We start from the raw sequence: 21,958 nt of genomic DNA on the forward strand, positions 1-21,958 counted from the left end.
CAATTTTTTAGATATAATCTAAGGCAAAAATTTAAAAAGGCTGATATTGTGGAAATTTTTGATGGAACTCCAAGAGATAAATTTTATGATGTGCTTTTTAACGCAAACCGAAATTTAGTAGAAGATGAGCTTGATAATTTATTAAATAGCTTCTCTTTGATGAGTGAGTTTTGCGAATTAAACGGATTTGATGTTTGGGCAAACTTAAATGTAACTGAAATTCGTGACTTAAGCGATTTGTATATAGAGCTTACTAGCAATATTTTGTCAAAAAATGAGTAGTATATGTTAGAAAAAATAGATCAAATAATGAAAGAACTTATATTTAGCTTTGGTTATGATAAAGCTAGTGAAATGTTTCAAAGCATTAGTTCTGGTAAAAAACTTCGCTCAAAACTTATCTTAAAAATTGCTCCACTTAGCGATGAGAGTTTGAAACTTTGTGCTATTGTAGAGCTTATTCACTCTGCTAGTTTGCTTCATGATGATGTTATTGATGAGAGTAGTACAAGGCGTGGTAAAGCTTCTGTAAACGCAACTTATGGCTCTAAAAATGCCATCATGCTAGGCGATATTTTATACTCAAAAGGTTACTATGAGCTTACCAAATTTGATAGTTTTATCTGTAGGGAAATCTCAAAAGCAGTATCACTTCTAAGTATAGGTGAGCTTATGGATGTGGAGTTATCAAAAAGCTTTAATACTAATAAAGATAAATATATAAATATGATTTATAACAAAACGGCTGTTTTGATAGAGGCATCTGCAAAGTGTGGAGCGTTTTTAGCTGGGCTTGATACAGACAAATTTGCACAGTATGGTAAAAATTTAGGCTTAGCATTTCAAATAATTGATGATGTTCTTGATATAACACAAAGTTCTGATACTCTTGGCAAGCCATCTTTGAGTGATTTTAAAGATGGCAAAACAACTCTTCCATATATATACCTTTATGAAAATTTAGATGAAAATGATAAGGAAATTTTAAAAAGTTACTTTGCTAAGGAGTTAGATGATAGTCAAATTTCATGGATAAAGAGTAAATTTAACGAGCATAATATAGTGCAAAAAACCATAAACGAAGCAAAAAATTTAGCAAAAGAGGGAATTTTGGCAATAGATGAGTATAAAAACGATGGTCTTGTGGCGGTTATGAAAAATATGGTGGATAGGGAGTTTTAGTGCACTATCTAAATATAAGTTTTACACATAAAAATACAGATATTTCAGTTAGAGAGAGACTTGCTTTTGATGATGGCAAAAAAGAAGAAGCCTTAAGATTAATATGTTCTAACTTAAGCGTTAGTGAGTGTTTGCTTTTAACTACTTGTAATAGAGTTGAAGTTTTAGCTTTTGTTAATAACCTTGAAGTTGCTCAAAGCTATATTTTAAAAGTTATGTCTATTTTAAGTGGTGTAGCACTAAATGAGCTAGAGTATAGAGCTGATATATATCATTCAAATGGTGCTGTTCATCATCTTTTTTCTGTAGCTAGTTCTTTAGATAGTTTAGTTATCGGAGAAACTCAAATCACAGGTCAGTTAAAAGATGCTATGAGTTTTGCTTTGGATAGAAATTTTGCTGGTGATAATCTTAAAAGAGTAGTTGAGTGCTCTTTTAGGTGTGCTGCTGAGGTTAGAAACAAAACTGAAATTTCTAAAAATCCAGTGTCTGTTTCAAGCGTGGCAGTATCTAAAGCTAGAGAAATTTTAGAAGATTTAAATGGTGTGACTGCTGTTGTTGTAGGTGCTGGTCATATGAGTGAGTTAGCATGTAAGCATCTTTTATCTACTGGGGCAAATATCATCGTTGTGAATAGAAGTGAAAAATCAGCAAATGATATGATTTCAAATTTAGGCTCTTGCTATAAAGACAGTGTTAGATATGAGCCATTTAGTAAATTAAAAGAGATGATAAATTCATACCCACTTATATTTTCAGCTACATCAGCACCTGGACCTGTTATAGTGGATTCTTTGATCAAAGAGCAAAATTTCCAAAGATATTTCTTTGATATAGCTGTTCCAAGAGACATAGAGATAAAAGAGAGTTTATCTGTAAAAGTTTATAGTGTTGATGATTTACAAGAGATTGTTAAGCTAAATTTAGCCCTAAGGGAAGAACAAGCTCAAATTGCTTACTCTGTTGTTGCTAGATATACGGCTGAATTTTTTAAATGGCTTAAGAGCCTTGCTACAACTCCTATTATCAAAGCCTTAAGACAAAGTGCTAAAGATGTATCTGAAGTAGAGATAAAAAAGGCCATAACAAGGGGCTATTTAAAGCATAGCGATATAGACGAAGCTAGAAAGCTTATACATCAAGTTTTTAAGGCATTTTTACACACTCCAACTGTAAATTTAAAAGAGATAGCAAATGGCGAGGACAGCGATGCTGCGTTTGGAGCGATTATTGAAATTTTTGATATTGAGGATAAATTTATGGAGTATTCTAAAGGATTAGAAAAGTGAGATTTAGTAAACTATTTGTACCAACAACAAAAGAGACACCAAAAGATGCGACTTTACCAAGCCATGCTTATCTTATAAGAGCTGGTTTTATAGAACAGTTGGGAAGTGGGCTTTATAACTTTATGCCACTTGGAAAAATGGTACTTGATAATATAAAATCAGTTGTAAAAGATGAGATGGATAAAGCTGGTGCACAAGAAGTTATATTTAACTTCATAACTCCATCTACTTTTTGGAAAGAAAGTGGCAGATATAGTGCTTATGGTAAAGAGCTTTTACGCTTTAAAGATAGAAAAGAAAATGAATTTATCCTAAGCCCTACAAATGAAGAGAGTGCTGTGGAGATGGTTAGAAATAAAATCACAAGCTACAAGCAACTTCCACTCCATCTTTATCACATAAATACCAAATTTAGAGATGAAGCAAGACCACGCTTTGGATTACTTAGAGGGCGTGAGTTTTTGATGAAAGATGGCTATAGTTTCCACGAAGATGAAGAAGACTTAGCACGAGAGTTTGATTTGATGCATGAAACTTATACTAAAATTTTTACCCGTCTTGGGCTAAATTTTAGAGCAGTGGACGCTGATAGTGGAGCGATTGGCGGAAGTGGAAGTAAAGAATTTATGGTTTTAGCTGATAATGGCGAAGATGATATCATAGTTTGTGATAAATGCTCATATGCCGCAAATATCGAAGCTGCAAAACGCTCTAAAAAAACAAGCAAAGCTCAAAAACCTGAGTTTAATATGATGAGTAAATTTCACACTCCTAACATTAATACCATAGAAGCGGTGGCAAATTTCTTTAAAGTTGATAAATTTTACACTATTAAAGCTGTCATAAAAAAGGCTATTTATGAAGATAAAAGTGAGATAGTAGTCTTTTTTGTGCGTGGAAGTGATGAGCTTCAAGAGGTAAAAGCACTAAATGCGTGTGGGGCTTTAGAGCTTGAAGATGCTAGTATTGATGAGATAGAAAAAGCTGGAATTGTAGCTGGATATTGCGGTCCTGCTGGGCTTGGTGAAAATATAAATTTCTATATAGATAGTGAGCTTAAAGGCGAAAGGGGCTTAATTTGTGGAGCAAATGAAAAAGATTATCACATTATCGGCTTTAATGTTTTAAGTTTTAAAGACTCAAGATTTAAGGATTTAGTAGCTGTTCAAAGTGGCGATGAGTGTTTGGTTTGTGGTGGAAAATTAAGCATTACAAAAGGAATCGAAGTAGGGCATATTTTCAAACTAGGACAAAAATACTCAGCTCCAATGAATGCAAATTTCTTAGATAGAAATGGTAAATCCGTACCATTTTTCATGGGTTGTTATGGTATAGGAGTTAGCAGGCTAGTTGCTGTTGCTGTTGAGAGTAAACACGATGAAAAAGGAATGATTTGGAATAAAGAATTAGCGCCATTTGAGCTTATAATTATAGTTTCAAGCATAAAAGATGAAGAGCAGATGAAATTTGGCGAAGAAATTTATGAATTTGCTAAAAATCTTGGCATAAAGGTTATATTAGATGATAGAAATGAGCGATTTGGTGTAAAGATGAGTAAGTTTGAACTTATAGGTTTTCCTTATGCTATCATAGTTGGTAAGGGACTAAAAGATAGTAAAGTTGAACTTATTACTAGAGATGGTTTAGAAAAAAAAGAAATTTCTATAAGCGAGATAAAAGAGTGCATCAAAGAACTATTAAGCTAAATAATCTTTTTATTCCATATATGGTTATTGAGACCATTTTTGTTATAGCTTTTGTTTGGAAATATGGCTTTTTTGCGCTCTTTGCTGAGATTGTTATAAGTCTTGTTGTGGGCTTTATTTTGATATCGAAATTTGGAGTTTTAGATTTTTTAAAAGAGGCTAGAAATATCACGCCTCAGACTGTATTTGGAAATTTTGGCACTGTTTTTGGTGGGTTTTTGATACTACTTCCTGGAATTTTTTCTGATACAGTTGGGATTATTATAATTATCGTATCGCTACTTATGAGATTTTTAGGTAGTGATTATGCAAATTTACAAAAAAAAGATGAATTTAAAGAGCCTTTTGCCCACACAAAGAAAAAAGAAGAAGAGATAATAGATGTTGAAGTGATTGAGTAAGGAGAGAATATGAAAAATTTAGTTATAGCTACAAGGGGTTCTGCTCTAGCTATGTGGCAAAGTGAGTTTATTAAAAGTGAAATAGAAAAAAAGCACGGAATTAATGTAGAGTTAAAATCTATGAAAACAAAAGGTGACATTATCCTTGATACACCGCTTGCAAAGATAGGCGGAAAGGGGCTTTTTACTAAAGAGCTTGAAGAGAGTATGCTTAGAGGCGAAAGCCATATAGCAGTTCATAGTTTAAAAGATGTACCAATGGTTTTTCCTGACGGGCTAAAGCTTGCTGTTGTGACAAAAAGAGAAGATGAAAGAGATGCTTTTGTTAGTGAGAAATTTGCTAGTTTTGATGAGCTTCCAAAGGGTGCTATTATAGGAACTACTTCACTTCGCCGTAAAATGCAGCTTTTGATGCTTAGACCAGATCTTGAAATCAAAAACCTTCGTGGAAATGTAAATACTCGCCTTAGAAAGCTAAAAGAAGGTGAATTTGATGCTATTATTTTAGCTACAGCAGGGCTTAAAAGGTTAAATTTAGAAGCAAAATTTATAGTTCCTTTTGATAAAGATAAGATGATACCAGCAATGGGTCAAGGAATTTTGGGCATTGAAGCTGTTGATGAAGATAGTGTTTTAGAAAAAATTGAGTTTTTAATGGATGAAAAAGCCTTGATTGAAAGTACAATAGAGCGTGGTTTTGTAAGAGTTTTAGAAGGTGGTTGTCAAGTTCCAATCGGAGTAAATGCTGAAGTTAGTGGCGAAACAGTAAAAATAAATGCAGTTGTTGGGCTACCTGATGGAAGTGAGTTTATAAAACAAAGCAAGGTTATAGATAAAAAAGAGTATCAAAAAGCTGGTGAAGAACTTGCAAAAGAGTTTATATTAAAAGGTGCAAAAGAGCTTTTAAAAAGAGCTGAAGATATGGTTTAAAAGGATAAGTTATGCGTGAGTGGATAGAGAAATTTAGAAGTGCTGGGCTTTTAAAAGTCATTGACGAGCCAGTTGATATTGACTTAGAAATAGGGCATATAAGCTATGTAGAAGTTAAAAAAGATGATAGCAAAGCCTTGCTTTTTACAAAGCCAACTGATAAAAATGGTAAAATTTATCCACCAGTTTTAACAAACACTTTTGGAAGTTTTAAGGCCTTAGAACTAGTCCTTGGTAGAAGCGTAGAGAGTGTGGCTGATGAAATTTCATCACTTCTAAAACCAAAAAAACCAGCAAATTTTAAAGAAAAAGTAGACTTTTTAAAGTATTTATTTAGCCTTAGGACAACTTTTACTAAAAAACTAAAAGGTCCTGGCGAGTGTCAAAAACATCAGTTTTTGGGTGATAGCGTGAATCTATTTGATATGCCACATCTTAAAACTTGGGAAAAAGACGGCGGGGCGTTTATAACAATGGGGCAAGTTTATACCAAAGATTTAAACGGTGATACTCAAAATTTAGGAATGTATAGACTTCAAATTTACTCTAAAAACGAACTTGGAATGCACTGGCAAATTCACAAAGATGGTGCAAATTTCTTTAATGAGTATAAAAAAGCTGGTAAAAAAATGCCCGTTTCAGTAGCAATTGGCGGCGATCCACTTTATATTTGGTGTGGGCAAGCACCACTTCCACATGGAATTTTTGAGCTACTTTTATACGGCTTTATTAGAAAAACTCCTGCAAAACTTGTAAAAAGCTTAACAAATGATATTTATATTCCTCATGATAGTGATTTTGTAATTGAGGGTTTTGTAGATCCTAACGAGTTAAAAGATGAAGGGCCATTTGGCGATCATACGGGCTTTTATACGCCGATTTTGCCATTTCCTGTGATGAGAGTTAGTGCTATTACTCATAAAGATGACCCGATTTATCACGCTACAGTTGTTGGTAAACCACCACTTGAAGATAAATATATGGGGCACGCAACTGAGAGGATTTTCTTGCCACTTTTTAAAGTAACAGCTCCAGATTTGATTGATTATAAAATGCCTGAAAATGGTGTTTTTCACAACCTTATCTTAGCTAAAATAAATGCTTGGTATCCAGCTCATGCTAGGCAGATGATGCATGCATTTTGGGGCGTTGGGCAGATGAGTTTTGTAAAACACGCCATTTTTGTAGATAAAGATGCAAAAGATTTAAGCAATTATGATGCCATAGCAAGATATGCACTTAATCGCATAACTACAAAGAGCCTTATCGTAAGTGAAGGTGTTTGTGACCAGCTTGATCACGCTTCGCCAAATGCTTGTTTTGGTGGTAAATTAGCTGTTGATGCGACGGTTGATTTGGAGCCTTTAAAGCCTCAAATTTTAAGCGATAGTGAGCTTTTAGATAAATTTAGAAGTGTTGATAAAAACATTGTAAATTTAAAGCAGTATTATACAGATACAAAAAATCCTATCGTTTTTATATCGGTTGAAAAAAAGGGGTTAATAAAAGAGCTTTTTGATAAGCTTTTAAAATTTAAAGCTCATTTTAAAATTTTATGCTTTTTTGATACTAAAAACGATGTAAATAACGCTTATATGAGCGTTTGGAGACTTACAAATAATACTGATGCTATTCGTGATTTATTTATTGATGGTGATCAAATTTGTGTAGATGCAACCCAAAAAAGCCAACTTGATGGTTACACTCGTGGTTGGCCTGATGAGGTTGATTGCACAAAAAGCGTCATAGATAGCTTAAGAAAACGCGGCCTTATAAATGTAAGTGATGAGTTTATAGAGAAATTTGAGATAACTCCTAATTTAGCCCCTTAGATGAATTTATTGAGCGGTATATCCGCCATCAACGACTAAATTTGCCCCTGTTATCCACTTTGCTTTATCACTTGCTAGGAAAAACGCAGCATTTGCCACATCTTCGGGGCTACCAACTCCACCAAGTGGGTGAGGTGCGTCAAAAATACGCCCAAACGCTTCGTTGCCCATACTATCTTTTATGTCACTAACCGTTTGCGTCATCACAGTTCCAGGCGATATGGAATTTACTCTTATGCCGTATTTAGCGTAGTTTATGGCGTTTTGTTTAGTCATACCGATAATAGCAGCTTTTGAAGGCGCATAAGCACCAAAATTTTGACTTCCAACCATGCCAAGAGTTGATGAGATGTTGATTATAACACCAAAATTTTGCTCTTTCATAACTTTTAAACTGTATTTACTCATCAAAAAAGTCCCCATAACATTTAGTTTAAAAACTCTTTCAAACTCGCTTGTTTCAAGCTCATCACAAGGTAAATTTTCGCCTGTTATACCGGCATTGTTTATTAAAATGTCGATTTTACCGTATCTATCTTTTATAGTTTTGATTAGTTCTTTTACAGAGTTTTCATCGCTTATATCGCACGGCATAAACTCGCCATAGCACTCATTAGGAGATTTTCTAGCTACTGCTATAACTTTTGCTTGATTTTCTTTAAAAAGCTTACATATATAAGCCCCTATGCCACTTGTTCCACCAGTTACAATTACAACTTTTTCATTCATATTTCCACCTTTAAAGTGATTTTAAAAGCTAGGTTTTTAGCAAGTTTTACTAGCTTATTGGCTTAATATACAGTAGTTATATAAATATATATTCGCAAAGTTTGCATTCATTAATAAATTTAGATATACAAATTCCCTTGGTAGTAAGGACATTTAAATGCAGATTAAATTTAAGTTTGATGCTAAAAAGCTAAATATCAATATAAATTTTGTATAATATCTATAAATCAATAAAGGAAGCTTAATGTTTGATAAAATTTTAGAATTTCTTGGATCTAAAGATAGCAAAAAAGATAAATCTATGAGTAGTTTAGATAAAAGTGAATTTAAAGTCAAAGAAGATTTTGAAGATAGTTTAACAATAGAGCAAATTTATACCAAAGAGGAATTTGATAACGATCAAATTGAAGAAATAGAACGAGGCTTTAAAAATGGTTTAACAATAGAACAAGTCCAAGTTTATGCAAAAAAAGAATTTTATTACGGTCAAATGAAACAAATCAGATTAGGTTTTGAAAATGGCTTAACCTTAGAACAAGTTCAAATTTATGCTAAAGAAGAATTTAGTAACTATGAAATGCGAGAAATCAGACTAGGTTTTCAAAATGGTTTAACTTTAGAGCAAGTTAAATTTTATGCCGAAAAAGAATTTAATAGTAATCAAATGAGACAAATAAGAGAAGATTTTGAGAGTGGTTTAGGATTAGATAAAATGCTATATTATGCGCAGTATCCAGATGTGCAAAAAGAACAAATAAAGTCTTGGTTTAAAAGTGGCTTAACTATCGAACAAATCACACCTTTAATCAAAGCCAATTTTGAAACAGGCAAATGGGAAAAGTGATTTTGATTTTGCTGAAAAATTTCATAAATTTATAAGGATTTTTAATTTTTCAGCAAGAATTTAAAAAGCTAAAACTTACTGTTTAACTATACTAATCCTACCTTTAAAGTGTGATTTTCAAAGCTAGGTTTTTCATCATTGGCAAGTTTTACTAGCTCATCAGCACTTAAAATATAGTAGTTATATAAATATCTATTTGCAAATTTCTCTATCTCTTTGGCCTTGCCATCAAAAAGCAAAAACGCCTCTTTGTCATTTACCACTAAAAAATCCGAGCCTTCATCATAAGCGTTAAAAACTATACCGCTAGCTAAAAATAGAGCCACATCTTTGTCAAATTCATAAATCCTAGCCCCGCTATAGTGGTCATTTAGATCAAATTTGACAACTTCAGCCCCGATATTTTTAACCAAATTTACTAGTTCTTCATCGTTATAAACAGCTATCTTAAAGCCTTTAAATTTATCACTTTTTATCTTTTCAAAGCCCGATATAAATTTTTCGCTTTCTTTTATCTGACTTAAATTTAGCTCTTTTCTTAGGAAATTTACACATTCATTTGTATTAAAAGGATCGTTAAAAACAAATTTTGGCGTTATGTAGTAATGAATTTCATCTTTTATAATCTCTAAAATTTCATCCTTTTTAGAAGGAAATTTATCTATTAAATGCTTAGCAAAAACAAAAGCGGAATTTCCTATGAAATCCTCTTTAAATTTAAGAACTCTATTTGAGTAAAATAGTGGCTTTAAGCTTTTGTAAAACTCTTTTTCGCTTTTAAATTCACTAAATTTATCAAAAGCTTTTAAAAAATCGCTATCATCGATTATCAAGTCTTTTACCGACCTTTTTTTATAAAGTGGTGATATTTTGATTATGTCTCCTGTAAGGGCTAAAATTTCATCCAGATTTTCTTCTAAATTTACTAAGTGATGATTAAGTTTTACCCACTCTACACCGTCAAATTTAAAGTAAGGATCGCCTTTTTTGATATCATCTAAAAGCTCTTTTAAATTCTTAAAATTCCACTTTTCATATAGATATGGTTTATAATAACTCGCATAATCAAGCCCAGCTTCAAACCTAAAAATTTCAACCTCTAACATACCTAGCCCTTAAATTTAAAATAGACAATTTTAGCAAATTTCAGCTTATAAAGAGATTTTAACAAATTTAATTGTAAAATATTAAAAATGGATAAAGAAAAATATATTATTTCACAATTTAAAAGCAAATTTATAGGCGATGATGGTGCTGTTATAGGCGATCTTGTTTATAGTAAGGATATTTTTATAGAAGATACTCACTTTAAAAAGGGCTGGCTTAGCCTTTTTGAGATAGGGCGCAAGGCAATTATCATAAATATAAGCGATGCTATCGTGATGAATGCTGTGCCAAAATACGCCTTACTTGGGCTTTTGATACCAAAAAGCATGAGTTTAAATGATATAAAAGAGCTAAAAAACGGCATAAAATTTGCTTGTGAAAAATATGGCGTGGAAATTATCGGCGGCGATACTGTTAGTTCAAAGCTTCTTGGCGTGAGCGTGAGTATCATCTCTTACTCTAAAAATCCTATATTTAGAAATCCTAAAAAAGGTGAGCTTTTAGCCTTTACAGGGAGTTTGGGAGGGAGTTTAAAAGGGCTTAGAGCTTTACAAAGAGGAGCTAAAATAAGCAAAAATTCTCGCTTTAGAGATGTAAAACTAAGAGATAAATTTTTTTATAAAACAGCTAAATTTATAAAATCAGCCATGGATATAAGCGATGGTTTAGCAAGTGATTTGCCTAAATTTGTTGGAAATAAAGATATAAAATTTCTTAAAAATTTAGACAAATTTGAGTTTTTAAGTGGCGAAGAGTATGAAATTTTATTTAGTTTTGATAAAAAAGATAAATTTAGAGTTATAAATGAAGCAAACAAAGCAAGAGTAAAATTAACTATTTTTGGGGAAGTTGTAAATGGAAGATATAAAACAAAATCAAGAAGTTGGCATTTTTAAGGGCGTTTTTTCGTTAGATCACTCGCCGATAAATGCTCATTTTAGTAAAAATAGCGATGATTTTGTCGTTAGGGAAGTGCCTCTTTATGAATTTAGTGGAAACGGTGAGCATCTTATAATAAACATTCAAAAAAAAGATCTTACGACATTTGATGCTATTAAGATTTTAAGTGGTGTAACGGGCGTAAAGATGCGTGATTTTGGTTATGCTGGGCTTAAAGATAGGCAAGGAATGACTACTCAATTTATCTCAATGCCAAAGAAATTTGAAAGTAGTTTAGAAAATTTTAGCCATGAAAAGATGAAAATTCTAAGCACTACAGTGCACAACAACAAACTAAGAATTGGTCATCTTAAGGGAAATAACTTTTTTATAAGGCTTAAAAAAGTTAGCAAAGTTGATGCTTTAAAACTCAGTGAAGTTTGTAAAAAGATAGATGAGATGGGCTTTGCAAATTACTTTGGGTATCAGCGTTTTGGCAAATACGCTGATAACGCTAAACAAGGTCGTGAAATTTTAGAAGGAAATTTAAACATAAAAAACCCAAAAACAAAAGATCTTTTAATCTCAGCTTATCAAAGCGAAGTTTTTAACATTTGGCTTAGTAAAAGAGTGGCTTTAAGCAAGGCTTTTAGGGATTTAAAAGCAGATAAAGTGTCTGAAATTTATCCGCTTTTTAAGGATATTAAAGTGGTAAAATCCATAAAAAATGAACCAAATTTCTTTAAAATTTTACCAGGTGATACGCTTAGTCACTATCCATTTGGTAAGGTTTTTTTATGTGAGGATTTAGAGAGTGAAACTAGGCGTTTTATAAACCGAAATATCACAGTAACTGGACTACTTTTTGGCTCAAAAGCTCTTAAAAGTGTAGGCTTAGCTGCTGAGTTTGCAAGTGGGATTTACTCTAGCACTCAAGACTATAAACAAAACGGGACAAACCGCTTTGCGTGGGAATATGCAAAGAATTTAGAGTATAAATATGATGAAGAAAACGCTCACTTCACGCTTAGCTTTGGGCTTGATAAGGGTTGCTATGCCACAACCTTACTTGAAGAAATTCTACATACTAGAGAAATTTTGGTATAATTGAAACATTTTTAAACAAGGAAAATATATGGATATTGGAATAATCGGCGGTGGATTAAGCGGCTTAACTACTGCGTTTTATATAAATTTTTTTGGTGAAGGAAAGCATAAAGTCACTGTTTTGGAGCGTGAAAAAGTAGTTGGCGGCAAGATGAGAACACATAATGAAAATGGCTTTTTGGTAGAAGAAGCAAGTAATGGCTATCTTTCAAACCGCCCTGATACTACCGAACTTGTGCGTCTTGCTGGGCTTGATAATATGCTTTTAAAAAGCAACGACAACGCTAGAGTTAGATTTATTTATAAAGATAAGCTTTATAAGATGCCAGAAGGCGTTAAAGACTTTATGTTAAGTGGCATTATGAGTCCGCTTGGAAAGCTAAGAGTAGCTTGTGAGTATTTTATTCCACAAAAAAAAGATGATAAAGAAGAGACTTTAAAAGAATTTGGTTATCGCCGCGTGGGAAAAGAGCTAACAGATACTTTTCTAGATCCAATGGTAGCAGGTGTTTATGGCTCAACTCCTGATAAAATAGCCATAAGAGCGTCATTTGATAAGATAGTCATGATGGAGCAAAAATTTGGGGGTCTTATTAAGGCAATGATTGCGATGAAAAGCAAAAGTGCTGCTCCAACTGGCGTACTTATGAGCTTTAAAGGCGGATGTGAAAGCTTTGTAAAGGCCTTAGCAGAAAAATCAAAAGCTGATATAAAACTAGGATATGAAGTAAAAAGCGTAGAAAAAAAGGGTGATAAATTTGTAGTAAATGGTGAATTTGAGTTTGATAAACTCATCGTTTCAACTCCTGCTTATGATGCAGCAAATTTATTAGGCGAAATTCTGCCTGATGCGGTTCGTAGGCTAAATGCTATAGAGTATACGCCAATATCAGTTGTAGGGCTTGGATATGAAAACATCTCTCATGATTTAAGAGGCTTTGGTCTTTTAACGACTACTTCATCAAAACAGCCAATACTTGGCATAGTTTGGGATAGTTCGATATTTTATGATAGAGCCCCTGAAAATAGCGACATTTTAAGAGTTATGATAGGCGGACAAAGAGATAAAGATTTAGCTTTGAAAAGTGATGAAATCTTAACAGAATTTGCAAAACTTGGCGTAAGAAACACAATGGGAGTAATAGATGAGCCAAAAAGTGTTTATGTAAAACGCCATGAAAAGGGCATTCCAAACTACGGTTTAGGGCATGTAGAAAATGTTCAAGAGATAATGAAAGAAGCAAAAAGAGTAAATGGACTATATCTAAACTCAAACGCTTATAAAGGCGTAGCGATGAATGACTGTATAAAAAACTCAAGACTAACAGCAAGAGATGTTTTAGGGCTTGGAAACGAGTTGAAAGGCTAAATTTAAGTTTGATATAAAGCTAAAATTTAGCTTTATATCTTAAATTTTGATTGCTTTTATTTACTAAATTTTTGTAAAAATATTAAATTATAATCACTAAATTTCATAACAAAGAGCTAAATTTGGACATTTTTATTTCACTTTTTATATTTATTCTTACTCTTTGGCTTATTATCTTTAAACCATACAATCTAAAAATCGGTACGAGCGCTGTTTTTGGGGCGGTTTTGGCACTTAGCTTTGGGGTGGTAAGTTTTCAAGATACGCTTGAGATAATAAGCATAGTTTGGGATGCAACGCTTTCATTTATCGGTATTATAATGGTATCTCTTATCTTAGAAAAAAACGGCTTTTTTGAGTGGTGTGCTATAAAAATGGCAAAATTCTCAAATGGTAGCGGTAGGCTAATGTTTATATACACTATACTTCTTGGATCTATCGTTTCAGCATTTTTTGCAAATGACGGTGCTGCTTTGATACTAACGCCAATTATCCTATCCAAAATGAAAATTTTAAAGCTAAATTTACGCACAATGGTCGCGTTTTTGCTAGCAAGTGGCTTTATCGCTGATAGTGCTTCGCTTTTGTTTGTTTTTTCAAACCTTACAAACATAATGGCGGCTGGGTATTTTCAAATAAGCTTTGGGAAGTACTTTCTTGATATGATTTTGCCATTTTTTGTTAGTGTTTTTATATCAACCTCTTTGCTTTTATTTATACTTTATAAAGATATTCCAAAAAGCATCGACACTTCACTTTTAAAACCATCTAGTCACGCTCTTAAAAGTAAGAAATTTTTTAAAATTTCATGGGTTTTTTTGATTTTTTTAATGTGCAGTTATTTTTTAAGTGATATTTTAAATTTACCACTATCTATTTTTGCTTTGAGTGGGGCTTTTATTTTTATGATTTTGGGGGCTAAATTTGAAGTTTTAAAACCATCTCAAGTTATAAAAGAAGCACCGTGGCAGATAGTTTGGTTTAGTATTGGGCTTTTTGTGGTGGTTTATGGACTAAAAAATGCTGGTCTTATGGTGGGATTAGATAAAATTTTAGAGTATATCTCTTATAAGAGTGAACTTTTTCAAGTTCTTGGCGTTGGCTTTATAGCTGCGTTTATGAGTGCTTTTATGAATAATCTTCCAACTATTTTAATGTTAAATATCTCTTTAGATCACATAGATGCGAGCAATCTTATGATATATGCAAACATAATCGGCTGTAATATCGGTACAAAACTTACGCCATTTGGTTCTTTGGCTACTTTGCTGTGGCTTTTTGCGTTAGAAAAAGACGGCGTAAAGATAGGTGTAAAACAGTATATGAAATTTGGCTTTATAATAACTCCGCCTGTTCTTTTTATGGTTCTTTTATCTCTACTTTTTATATAAATGTTAAGCTTAATATGATAAAATCGCTTTTCCAAGTATGGTGAGTGACTGCGTGAAAACGAGGAAAGTCCGAGCTACACTAAGACGGGGCTTCATCTAACGGATGACTAGGGCGACCTAAGGGAAAGTGCAACAGAAAGCAAACTACCGCTAAGCGGAAAAGGTGAAAGGGTAGGGTAAGAGCCTACCAGCATTTATGGCAACATAAGTGGCTTGTAAACCCAGCCTGTAGCAAGAAGGGACGGTTTTGTCTTAGATTAAAACCCTTCGCTTGAGCTAATTTGTGAAATTTAGCCTAGATAAATAGTCACTTTTAACAGAACTCGGCTTATAGCTATACTTGGGGTTTGATTAGAGATTTATTATTTTGTGTTAGTTTATAAAATATAAAAATAATACTTTAAGATGAAAAATTTACTAAATTTAGCGTTTTTTATTAGTTTTTTATTTTTAAATTTAAACGCAAATTCTTACAATGAGCTTTACGATGTGTATTTTAAAGATCTAAATTGTTCTAAATTTGAGTTTAAAAAAAGCGGTGAAAAATTTAGCGTGGATGATTTAAATTTAGCAATCTTAAATAACGATGAGAGTTTAGTTTTAAAAATTTTAGGAAGTGATAAAAATCTGAGTTTTAAACAGAGTAGCAACTCAAAAACGCCGTTTTTTATAAATTTAAAAAACGGTAATAACATTTTAATTGAAGAGATGCTTTTATGTGCCGATAAAAGGGTGTTTGATTTTGAGATTTACGCACCCAGCATCGTTTTAAACAAAGAAATTAGCGAAAATGAAACTATAAAAATTTTAAACTCACTTTTTAGCCAAGGTTTAGATAAAAACGCCGTTTTTTATTACCAAGATTTAACCCTTTTAAGAGTTGCTTTTAATAGCGATAAATTTAAGGTATTTGAGTATTTATTAGATACTGGAAGTGTGGTAAATGAAAGCCTTGGAGATGATATTTGGTTTAGTTTTACTCAAATTTTTAGAGATGAAAATTTATCTTTAAATGTTAAAAATTCACCTTCAAAAGAAGTTATAAATTTATTAAATTCACAAAAGTATAAAGCCCACAGAGAAAAAATCCTAAATTTAACCAAAAAAGCCACCCAAAAAGGTCTAAAAAACTTAAAATATCTTTACCAGACATTTGATTATTTAGGCGATGAGGTTGGCAAAAATGAGCTTATAAATTTAGGCTTTACTCCTAACTTTTAGGAAGTGAAAGGACTAAATTTGCACTCACATCAAAAACTAAAATCATCTCATTTATAAAAACTTGATAAGCTACGATTCATCCATATAAAGAAAATAATTTTTCACATTAAGCTAAATTTTACTCTCTTATTTGCCCATTTCCAATGATTTTATATTTATAAGTTGTAAGCCCTTCAAGTCCAAATGGTCCTCTAGCGTGCAAGCGATTTGTGCTTATACCAACCTCAGCGCCAAAACCAAACTCATATCCATCGCTAAATCTAGTAGAAGCATTTGCATACAAACAAGCCGAATCAAGTTCGTTTAAAAATCTCTCAATATTAGAAAAATCCTCGCTAATTATCGCTTCGCTATGATCTGAGCCAAAGTGCTTTATATGCTCTAAAGCTTCATCTAAATCTTTTACGATTTTGACATTTACCGCTAAATCAAGATACTCATTTTCATAGTTTTCGTTCGTAGCAATTTCACATTTTAAAATTTCAGCCACCTTTTGACACCCATAAATTTTAGCCCCTAAAGATTGAAATTTAGCCCCCAAATTTGGCACAAATTCATTAGCTATATCTGAGTGAACTAGTATCGTTTCTACTGCATTACATGCACTTGGTTTTTGAAATTTCGCATTTTGGCAAATTTTAAGAGCATTTTCTTGCTTAGCACTTTTATCGACAAATATATGACACACGCCTTTATCGTGCTTTATAACAGGTATGGTTGAGTTTTCGCTTATAAATTTCACCAAATTTGAACCACCACGAGGGATTATTACATCTATAAATTTATCAAATTTTATAAGTTTAGCCGTATCTTCATGGCTAAAATTTGCTAGATATGTAACCACGCTTTTATCGATTTCATACTTTTCTAAAACAGAGTGTATACAAGAAATCAGAGCTAAATTTGAATTTACACTCTCACTTCCACCTTTTAGTACGCAAGAATTTGCACTTTTTAGACAAAGTCCAGCAACTTCAGTGGTTACATTTGGACGACTTTCGTATATTACGCAAACTACGCCTATTGGGATAGCAACTTTTTGAAATTTAAGCCCAGCGTGGTTTACCCAACCATCAATGACTCGTCCGACTGGATCTTTTAAAACAGCAGTTTGCCTAAGTGAAGAGATGATGCTACCCAGTTTTTTATCATCAAGCTTAAGGCGTTCTATCATAGCAAAGCTTAGATTTTTTGATTTTGCAAATTCTATATCTTTTAAATTTGCTTTTAAAATTTCAGTTTTTTTTAACTCTATTTCATCAGCTATATCTAAGATAAGACTCTCTTTTTTTTCTGGAGTTAAATTTAGCAGCTCTTTTTGTGAATTTTTAGTTTTAAGCAGTAAATTTATCATATTTTTGCCCCTAAATATGTGATTATTTTAAAAAAACCATTATAATACACTATAAAAAATATTTCGTAAAGGTAGTTTGATGAAAAATTTATACGATGTAGCTGTTATAGGTGGTGGACCTTGTGGTTTAGCAAGTGTTGTTGAGGCAAAAATAGCAGGGATTGATAAGGTTTTGCTTTTAGAAAAAGGGACAAACCACTCACAAACAATAAGGACTTTTTATAAAGATAACAAAAGAGTTGATAAAGAGTACAAGGGCCATGATAGTAATACTAGGGGTGCGGTTAAATTTGAGACTGCTTCAAAAGAAGATGTGCTAAACTACTTTGATACTTTGCTTGATACAAATGGCATCGAAGCTGTTTTTAATATGGAAGTAGAAAAAGTTACAAAAGAGGGTGAAATTTTTCATATCCACACTTCAAAAGGTGAGTATCATGCTAAAAATGTCATCATCGCAATCGGTAGAATGGGCAAACCAAATAAGCCACTTTATGAAATTCCTAGATCATTAAATCCTGTTGTAAATTTCAACCTTGATAAGTGTGGAAGTGGTGAGAAAATACTTGTAGTAGGTGGTGGAAACTCAGCTGTTGAGTATGCTTTAACGCTTTCAAGAAATAATACTGTAACACTATCTTATAGAAGGGATAAATTTTCAAGATTAAATGACATAAACCTAAAAGATGTAAAAACTGCTGAAAAATATGGCAAAATAATTCTTAGAATGTCAACAGATGTTGAGAGCATTGAAAACGAAGAGGGTAAGCCGTTAGTTCACTTTAAAGATGGTAGAGAATTCGTATATGATAGGATAATTTATGCAATAGGCGGAACTACGCCTGTTGAGTTTTTAAAAGGTTCAAGAGTAGAAATGGGTGAAAAAAACATTCCACTAGTAGATGAAAACTGCCAGACTAATATAAAAGGGCTTTATATCGGCGGCGATCTTGCTACAAGAAGTGGTGCTTCGATAGTTTTTGCTCTTAATCACGCAAATACTATCATAAGTCACATTAATGATACTCTACCAGCTTAAGGATGGCTATCGCTACAATAGCGATACTTTAATGCTATATGATTTCGCTCTTAGTTTAAATTTGAAGGGCGAAATTTTAGAGATTGGCACTGGGTGTGGGGTTTTAGGACTTCTTTTAAAAAGAGATCTAAAAGATGCAAATTTAACGCTTATGGATATCCAAAAAGAAAATATAATGCTTTGTAAAGAAAATAGCCAGATGAATGGCATTGAGTGTGAAATTTTAGAAGGCGATTTTAACTCTTTTAAAAGCGATAAAAGGTTTGATACGATTATCTCAAACCCGCCTTATTATCACGATGGAGTTATAAAAAGTCAAAATTCTCATCTAAGCATAAGTAGATATTCAAAAAATTTAAGTTTAGAGAGTTTGATAATAAACTCAAACGCTCATCTTAAGCCAAATGGAAATTTAGTTCTTTGCTATGATGCAAAGCAACTTATGGATATAATCGTGCTTTTTCATATGTGTAAACTTCGCCTAACAAGGCTTAAATTTATACATCCAAAGGTTGGGAAAAGCGCTAAAGTTGCACTTATTGAAGCTAAAAAAAACTCTCGTTCGCTTTGTGAAATAGAACCAGCTTTTTATTTAAGCGATGAAAATGGCTATACAAAACAAGCAAGTGAAATTTTTAAAAGTGCAAATTTACAAAGTATGGATTTTAAGGAAATTTAGATAAAATGTGTGATTTGATAAAAAAGAGTGGATTTGATTATGGTTTTGATCCAAAAGCGTGTGAAAGATGTGCTGGAAAGTGCTGTATTGGCGATAGTGGTTATATCTGGATAGATGAGAGTGAAATAGTAAATTTATCTAAATTTCTTAAAATTAGCCCAGATGCTTTTAAAGATAGATATTTAGATAAATTTGGCTTAAGATATAGCATAAAAGAGCTTAAATTTAAAGATGGATATGCGTGCTGTTTTTTTGATCAAAAAGCACTTAATTGCTCTATTTATGACTACCGTCCAAAGCAGTGTATGACATTTCCTTTTTGGGACTATTTTAAGCATAATTTTAAAGAATTGGAGAGAGAATGTATAGGTGTAAAACGCTAATTATAGCTTTAATAACATGCTTTTTAGCTCTTAATCTCAACGCCTTTGATAAAGATGAAGAGACTTTTGAGATTTTAAAAGCCCTTACGGTTTATAACACAAACCCAAATGCTTCTATAAAAAGCTACACTAGGCTATATGAAAATACAAAAAATAGTGAGTATTTAAAAGAAGCCATAAAAATAGCATATGTGTATAAAACAGAAAATTTAGGAAAACTCATAGATATGGCTAGCGATTTGCTTGATAATGATGCTGGGTTTTTAAAGATAAAAAGTGCTTATCTTGTAGAAAACGGTAATAAAAACGAAGCTTTAATTAGTGCTAAAAAACTAGTCGAGCTTGAACCAGATAGCGCTATGAGCTACTCGGTTGCTGGGATGATAATGGATGATTTAGGAGAGTATAAAAAGGCACTAGATTATCATTTAAAAGCTTATGAGTTAGATGATAGTGATATAAATTTACTAAGAGTAGCAAATATTTTACTTGTTAGGTTTGATGATGTTAACTTAGCAACATCAAAGCTAGAAAAACACCGCCTTATGAAAGGATGTAGCACTGAGATATGCTCAGTTCTTCTTGATATTTATAAACAAAATAGAAATTTTCCTATGATTTTAGCAATGGATGAAGAGCTTTATAAACTAACCAATGATAACAAATATATGGATGAGGTTTTAGGCTTTTATATATATGAGAAAAACTATGAAAAAGTCATAGAACTTTTAGAAAAATACTCATACAACGATAAACTTTTAGTTGAACTTTATGCTTATATAAAAGAGTACGATAAGGCGATAAAAAAAGCTGATGAGAGCTATAATGCCTCAAATGATAAGGAGTTTTTATCTTTAAAGGCTATGATGATTTATGAGAAAAATGTAGGTAGTATCAATAGTGAAATTTTAAAAGATGTAAATGAGTGTTTTAAAGCTTCAGTTGATGAAAATAGCAAAGGAATATATCAAAATTACTATGGATATCTTTTGATAGATCATGATATTGATGCTAAAAAGGGCGTTGAATTTGTAAAAAACGCCTTAAAAGATGAACCAAATTCGCCTTATTATCTTGACTCTTTAGCTTGGGGATACTATAAGCTTGGCGAGTGTGAAAAAGCTAAAAAAACTATAGATGCCATAGATTTAGAATTTAGTGACTACTGGGATAGCAATGAGTCAAAAGAACATATTAAAAAGATAGATGAGTGTTTAAAGGATATAAAATGATACTTGATGAAATTATAGAAAAAACGAGATTTGACTTAGAAAAAAGAAAAAGTGATATTTCTTTTGATACTTTAGGAAGGAGTTTATCTGCAAATCCTTATGCTCCACGAGATGTTAAAAATGCCTTAAAAAGTACACCTGATAATCCATATAAAATCATAGCTGAGGTTAAAAAAGCAAGTCCTAGTAGAGGTGTTATAAGAGAGGATTTTGAGCCAGTAAGTATCGCTGTAGAGTATGAAAAAGGCGGAGCCGATGCATTTTCAGTTTTAACAGAACCGCACTATTTTAAAGGCGATCTTGAATTTATTCCGCAAATTCGCCGTTATACAAAAACGCCGATTTTAAGAAAAGATTTTATAGTTGATGAGTATCAGGTTTTAGAAGCTGCTGTTTATGGGGCTGATTTTATACTATTAATAGCAAAAGCTTTGGATAAAAAGCGTCTTAAAGAGCTTTTGGATTTTGCAAGAAGGCTTGGAATGGAGGCTTTGTTTGAAACTCATGATAAAGAAGATATCACAAAAGCTATCTTTGCTGGGGCTGATATAATAGGTATAAATCACAGAGATTTAAATGATTTTACTATGCATATGGATTTAAGTCAAAAGCTTATACCGCTTATACCAAATGGTAAAATCATCGTAGCAGAAAGTGGCATCTATACTCACGATCAAGTTGTAGAACTAAACAAAATCGGCGTTGATGCGTTTTTAGTTGGTGAGAGTTTAATGCGTCAAGATGATGTTAAAAAAGCGGTTGAAAAGCTTAAATTTGGAGAGTAGTTTTGGAAAAGTTAGATTATCTTTGTGCACCATGGCGAAGTGAGTATTTTGGTTCTAAAGAAGAGGGTTGTGTTTTTTGTAGAGCAGCAAAAAGCCCTGAAAATGACGATAAAAACGGAGTTTTATTCCGTGCTAAATTTTGCTTTGGGATAATGAATTTATACCCGTATAGTCCAGGAGCATTTATGGTTATACCTTATGAGCATAGTGATAATATTGAGAATTTAAAGCCTGAAATTTGGCAAGAGATGAGTAAATTTGTGCGTATTGGAGTTAGTGTTTTAAAAAGCCAAATAGGTGCAAATGGAGTAAATATAGGTATGAATTTAGGAAGTGCAGCTGGAGCTGGGATTGCACAGCATGTGCATTATCACTTAGTTCCTAGATGGAGTGGGGATACAAATTTCATTACGACAATTGGGTGTGTTAGAGTTAATGGAGTTCCATTTAGTAATCTATATGAAAAGATAAAAGCTGGATATAAAAGATATATTTAAAG

General features: G+C 32.5%; 22 protein-coding genes and 1 other RNA gene. 20 read left to right on the forward strand and 3 right to left on the reverse strand.

All coding sequences use genetic code 11. The annotated features are described in order from the left end of the window. The first annotated feature begins 48 nt into the window (after nucleotides 1-48). Genes CCORG_RS03080 through CCORG_RS03110 form a run of 7 tightly spaced genes read left to right on the forward strand, consistent with a single transcriptional unit; the run spans nucleotide 49 to nucleotide 7,340 of the window. Nucleotides 49-282 carry a DUF2018 family protein gene (locus tag CCORG_RS03080; protein WP_034971856.1) on the forward strand — a complete coding sequence of 78 codons (234 nt, stop codon included), beginning with the start codon at nucleotides 49-51 and terminating at the stop codon, nucleotides 280-282. Between the two features lie 3 nt (nucleotides 283-285). Continuing rightward, complete coding sequence (locus tag CCORG_RS03085; protein ID WP_025803908.1) at nucleotides 286-1,182, forward strand: polyprenyl synthetase family protein; 897 nt, start codon at nucleotides 286-288, stop codon at nucleotides 1,180-1,182. Next, nucleotides 1,182-2,471 carry a glutamyl-tRNA reductase gene (hemA, locus tag CCORG_RS03090; RefSeq protein WP_025803907.1) on the forward strand — a complete coding sequence of 430 codons (1,290 nt, stop codon included), beginning with the start codon at nucleotides 1,182-1,184 and terminating at the stop codon, nucleotides 2,469-2,471. Before CCORG_RS03085 ends, hemA begins: the two co-directional genes overlap by 1 nt. Next, nucleotides 2,468-4,177, forward strand: a complete 1,710-nt coding sequence (locus CCORG_RS03095; RefSeq protein ID WP_025803906.1) for a proline--tRNA ligase — start codon at nucleotides 2,468-2,470, stop codon at nucleotides 4,175-4,177. Before hemA ends, CCORG_RS03095 begins: the two co-directional genes overlap by 4 nt. After that, a complete protein-coding gene (locus CCORG_RS03100) occupies nucleotides 4,153-4,578 on the forward strand; it encodes an FxsA family protein (protein ID WP_025803905.1) in 426 nt (141 codons plus the stop codon). The genes CCORG_RS03095 and CCORG_RS03100 overlap by 25 nt, the downstream gene beginning before the upstream one ends. Before the next feature lie 9 nt (nucleotides 4,579-4,587). Beyond that, nucleotides 4,588-5,508 (forward strand): hydroxymethylbilane synthase, encoded by a 921-nt coding sequence (hemC, locus tag CCORG_RS03105; protein WP_025803904.1) that lies wholly within the window; start codon nucleotides 4,588-4,590, stop codon nucleotides 5,506-5,508. Between the two features lie 11 nt (nucleotides 5,509-5,519). Next, nucleotides 5,520-7,340 carry a menaquinone biosynthesis decarboxylase gene (locus CCORG_RS03110; protein ID WP_025803903.1) on the forward strand — a complete coding sequence of 607 codons (1,821 nt, stop codon included), beginning with the start codon at nucleotides 5,520-5,522 and terminating at the stop codon, nucleotides 7,338-7,340. A 6-nt stretch (nucleotides 7,341-7,346) separates the two neighbouring features. Here the strand turns inward: CCORG_RS03110 and CCORG_RS03115 are convergent, their stop codons facing one another. Then, nucleotides 7,347-8,069 carry an SDR family NAD(P)-dependent oxidoreductase gene (locus CCORG_RS03115; protein WP_025803902.1) on the reverse strand — a complete coding sequence of 241 codons (723 nt, stop codon included), beginning with the start codon at nucleotides 8,067-8,069 and terminating at the stop codon, nucleotides 7,347-7,349. A 244-nt stretch (nucleotides 8,070-8,313) separates the two neighbouring features. Here CCORG_RS03115 and CCORG_RS03120 point away from each other — a divergent pair, with 244 nt between their 5' ends. Beyond that, nucleotides 8,314-8,913, forward strand: a complete 600-nt coding sequence (locus CCORG_RS03120; RefSeq protein WP_025803901.1) for a hypothetical protein — start codon at nucleotides 8,314-8,316, stop codon at nucleotides 8,911-8,913. A gap of 86 nt (nucleotides 8,914-8,999) precedes the next feature. On the opposite strand, the gene CCORG_RS03125 is transcribed toward CCORG_RS03120, so the two are convergent. After that, complete coding sequence (locus tag CCORG_RS03125) at nucleotides 9,000-10,019, reverse strand: hypothetical protein (protein WP_025803900.1); 1,020 nt, start codon at nucleotides 10,017-10,019, stop codon at nucleotides 9,000-9,002. A gap of 87 nt (nucleotides 10,020-10,106) precedes the next feature. Here CCORG_RS03125 and CCORG_RS03130 point away from each other — a divergent pair, with 87 nt between their 5' ends. The 6 genes from CCORG_RS03130 to CCORG_RS03155 all read left to right on the forward strand — a co-directional run bounded on the left by CCORG_RS03130 (nucleotide 10,107) and on the right by CCORG_RS03155 (nucleotide 15,987). Continuing rightward, nucleotides 10,107-10,916, forward strand: a complete 810-nt coding sequence (locus tag CCORG_RS03130) for a thiamine-phosphate kinase (protein WP_025803899.1) — start codon at nucleotides 10,107-10,109, stop codon at nucleotides 10,914-10,916. After that, complete coding sequence (gene truD, locus CCORG_RS03135; protein WP_025803898.1) at nucleotides 10,876-12,006, forward strand: tRNA pseudouridine(13) synthase TruD; 1,131 nt, start codon at nucleotides 10,876-10,878, stop codon at nucleotides 12,004-12,006. Before CCORG_RS03130 ends, truD begins: the two co-directional genes overlap by 41 nt. A gap of 28 nt (nucleotides 12,007-12,034) precedes the next feature. Further along, nucleotides 12,035-13,375 carry a protoporphyrinogen oxidase gene (hemG, locus tag CCORG_RS03140; RefSeq protein WP_025803897.1) on the forward strand — a complete coding sequence of 447 codons (1,341 nt, stop codon included), beginning with the start codon at nucleotides 12,035-12,037 and terminating at the stop codon, nucleotides 13,373-13,375. A 128-nt stretch (nucleotides 13,376-13,503) separates the two neighbouring features. After that, on the forward strand, nucleotides 13,504-14,766 hold the full coding sequence (locus tag CCORG_RS03145) for an arsenic transporter (RefSeq protein ID WP_025803896.1): 1,263 nt from the start codon (nucleotides 13,504-13,506) through the stop codon (nucleotides 14,764-14,766). A gap of 32 nt (nucleotides 14,767-14,798) precedes the next feature. Further along, nucleotides 14,799-15,113, forward strand: an RNA gene (rnpB, locus tag CCORG_RS03150) — RNase P RNA component class A. A 58-nt stretch (nucleotides 15,114-15,171) separates the two neighbouring features. Beyond that, nucleotides 15,172-15,987, forward strand: a complete 816-nt coding sequence (locus tag CCORG_RS03155; RefSeq protein ID WP_025803895.1) for a hypothetical protein — start codon at nucleotides 15,172-15,174, stop codon at nucleotides 15,985-15,987. Between the two features lie 118 nt (nucleotides 15,988-16,105). Here the strand turns inward: CCORG_RS03155 and CCORG_RS03160 are convergent, their stop codons facing one another. Beyond that, a complete protein-coding gene (locus CCORG_RS03160; RefSeq protein WP_025803894.1) occupies nucleotides 16,106-17,341 on the reverse strand; it encodes a glutamate-5-semialdehyde dehydrogenase in 1,236 nt (411 codons plus the stop codon). A 79-nt stretch (nucleotides 17,342-17,420) separates the two neighbouring features. Between CCORG_RS03160 and CCORG_RS03165 the strand changes: the two genes are divergently transcribed. From CCORG_RS03165 to CCORG_RS03190, 6 genes are read left to right on the forward strand one after another with little or no spacing between them, the layout of a single operon-like run. Further along, complete coding sequence (locus CCORG_RS03165) at nucleotides 17,421-18,380, forward strand: NAD(P)-binding domain-containing protein (RefSeq protein WP_025803893.1); 960 nt, start codon at nucleotides 17,421-17,423, stop codon at nucleotides 18,378-18,380. Continuing rightward, complete coding sequence (locus tag CCORG_RS03170) at nucleotides 18,361-19,059, forward strand: tRNA1(Val) (adenine(37)-N6)-methyltransferase (RefSeq protein ID WP_025803892.1); 699 nt, start codon at nucleotides 18,361-18,363, stop codon at nucleotides 19,057-19,059. The genes CCORG_RS03165 and CCORG_RS03170 overlap by 20 nt, the downstream gene beginning before the upstream one ends. Before the next feature lie 5 nt (nucleotides 19,060-19,064). Continuing rightward, on the forward strand, nucleotides 19,065-19,442 hold the full coding sequence (locus CCORG_RS03175; protein WP_172658543.1) for a YkgJ family cysteine cluster protein: 378 nt from the start codon (nucleotides 19,065-19,067) through the stop codon (nucleotides 19,440-19,442). Continuing rightward, the gene (locus tag CCORG_RS03180) at nucleotides 19,421-20,674 is read left to right on the forward strand and encodes a tetratricopeptide repeat protein (RefSeq protein WP_025803890.1); all 1,254 of its coding nucleotides are present in this window, start codon (nucleotides 19,421-19,423) and stop codon (nucleotides 20,672-20,674) included. Before CCORG_RS03175 ends, CCORG_RS03180 begins: the two co-directional genes overlap by 22 nt. Continuing rightward, complete coding sequence (gene trpC / locus CCORG_RS03185) at nucleotides 20,671-21,459, forward strand: indole-3-glycerol phosphate synthase TrpC (protein ID WP_025803889.1); 789 nt, start codon at nucleotides 20,671-20,673, stop codon at nucleotides 21,457-21,459. The genes CCORG_RS03180 and trpC overlap by 4 nt, the downstream gene beginning before the upstream one ends. Before the next feature lie 2 nt (nucleotides 21,460-21,461). Continuing rightward, nucleotides 21,462-21,956: an HIT family protein gene (locus CCORG_RS03190; RefSeq protein ID WP_025803888.1), complete on the forward strand. Its 495-nt coding sequence runs from the start codon at nucleotides 21,462-21,464 to the stop codon at nucleotides 21,954-21,956. Nucleotides 21,957-21,958 lie beyond the last annotated feature (2 nt).

The sequence above is a fragment of the Campylobacter corcagiensis genome, assembly GCF_013201645.1.
Taxonomy (GTDB): domain Bacteria; phylum Campylobacterota; class Campylobacteria; order Campylobacterales; family Campylobacteraceae; genus Campylobacter_B; species Campylobacter_B corcagiensis.

Coding starts and splice junctions, on each gene's coding strand:
- CCORG_RS03085 (WP_025803908.1), top strand. CDS start 286: ATGTTAGAAAAAATAGATCAAATAATGAAAGAACTTATATTTAGCTTT.
- hemC (WP_025803904.1), top strand. CDS start 4,588: ATGAAAAATTTAGTTATAGCTACAAGGGGTTCTGCTCTAGCTATGTGG.
- CCORG_RS03110 (WP_025803903.1), top strand. CDS start 5,520: ATGCGTGAGTGGATAGAGAAATTTAGAAGTGCTGGGCTTTTAAAAGTC.
- CCORG_RS03115 (WP_025803902.1), bottom strand. CDS start 8,069: ATGAATGAAAAAGTTGTAATTGTAACTGGTGGAACAAGTGGCATAGGG.
- CCORG_RS03120 (WP_025803901.1), top strand. CDS start 8,314: ATGTTTGATAAAATTTTAGAATTTCTTGGATCTAAAGATAGCAAAAAA.
- CCORG_RS03125 (WP_025803900.1), bottom strand. CDS start 10,019: ATGTTAGAGGTTGAAATTTTTAGGTTTGAAGCTGGGCTTGATTATGCG.
- CCORG_RS03130 (WP_025803899.1), top strand. CDS start 10,107: ATGGATAAAGAAAAATATATTATTTCACAATTTAAAAGCAAATTTATA.
- truD (WP_025803898.1), top strand. CDS start 10,876: ATGGAAGATATAAAACAAAATCAAGAAGTTGGCATTTTTAAGGGCGTT.
- hemG (WP_025803897.1), top strand. CDS start 12,035: ATGGATATTGGAATAATCGGCGGTGGATTAAGCGGCTTAACTACTGCG.
- CCORG_RS03155 (WP_025803895.1), top strand. CDS start 15,172: ATGAAAAATTTACTAAATTTAGCGTTTTTTATTAGTTTTTTATTTTTA.
- CCORG_RS03160 (WP_025803894.1), bottom strand. CDS start 17,341: ATGATAAATTTACTGCTTAAAACTAAAAATTCACAAAAAGAGCTGCTA.
- CCORG_RS03165 (WP_025803893.1), top strand. CDS start 17,421: ATGAAAAATTTATACGATGTAGCTGTTATAGGTGGTGGACCTTGTGGT.
- CCORG_RS03170 (WP_025803892.1), top strand. CDS start 18,361: ATGATACTCTACCAGCTTAAGGATGGCTATCGCTACAATAGCGATACT.
- CCORG_RS03175 (WP_172658543.1), top strand. CDS start 19,065: ATGTGTGATTTGATAAAAAAGAGTGGATTTGATTATGGTTTTGATCCA.
- CCORG_RS03180 (WP_025803890.1), top strand. CDS start 19,421: ATGTATAGGTGTAAAACGCTAATTATAGCTTTAATAACATGCTTTTTA.
- trpC (WP_025803889.1), top strand. CDS start 20,671: ATGATACTTGATGAAATTATAGAAAAAACGAGATTTGACTTAGAAAAA.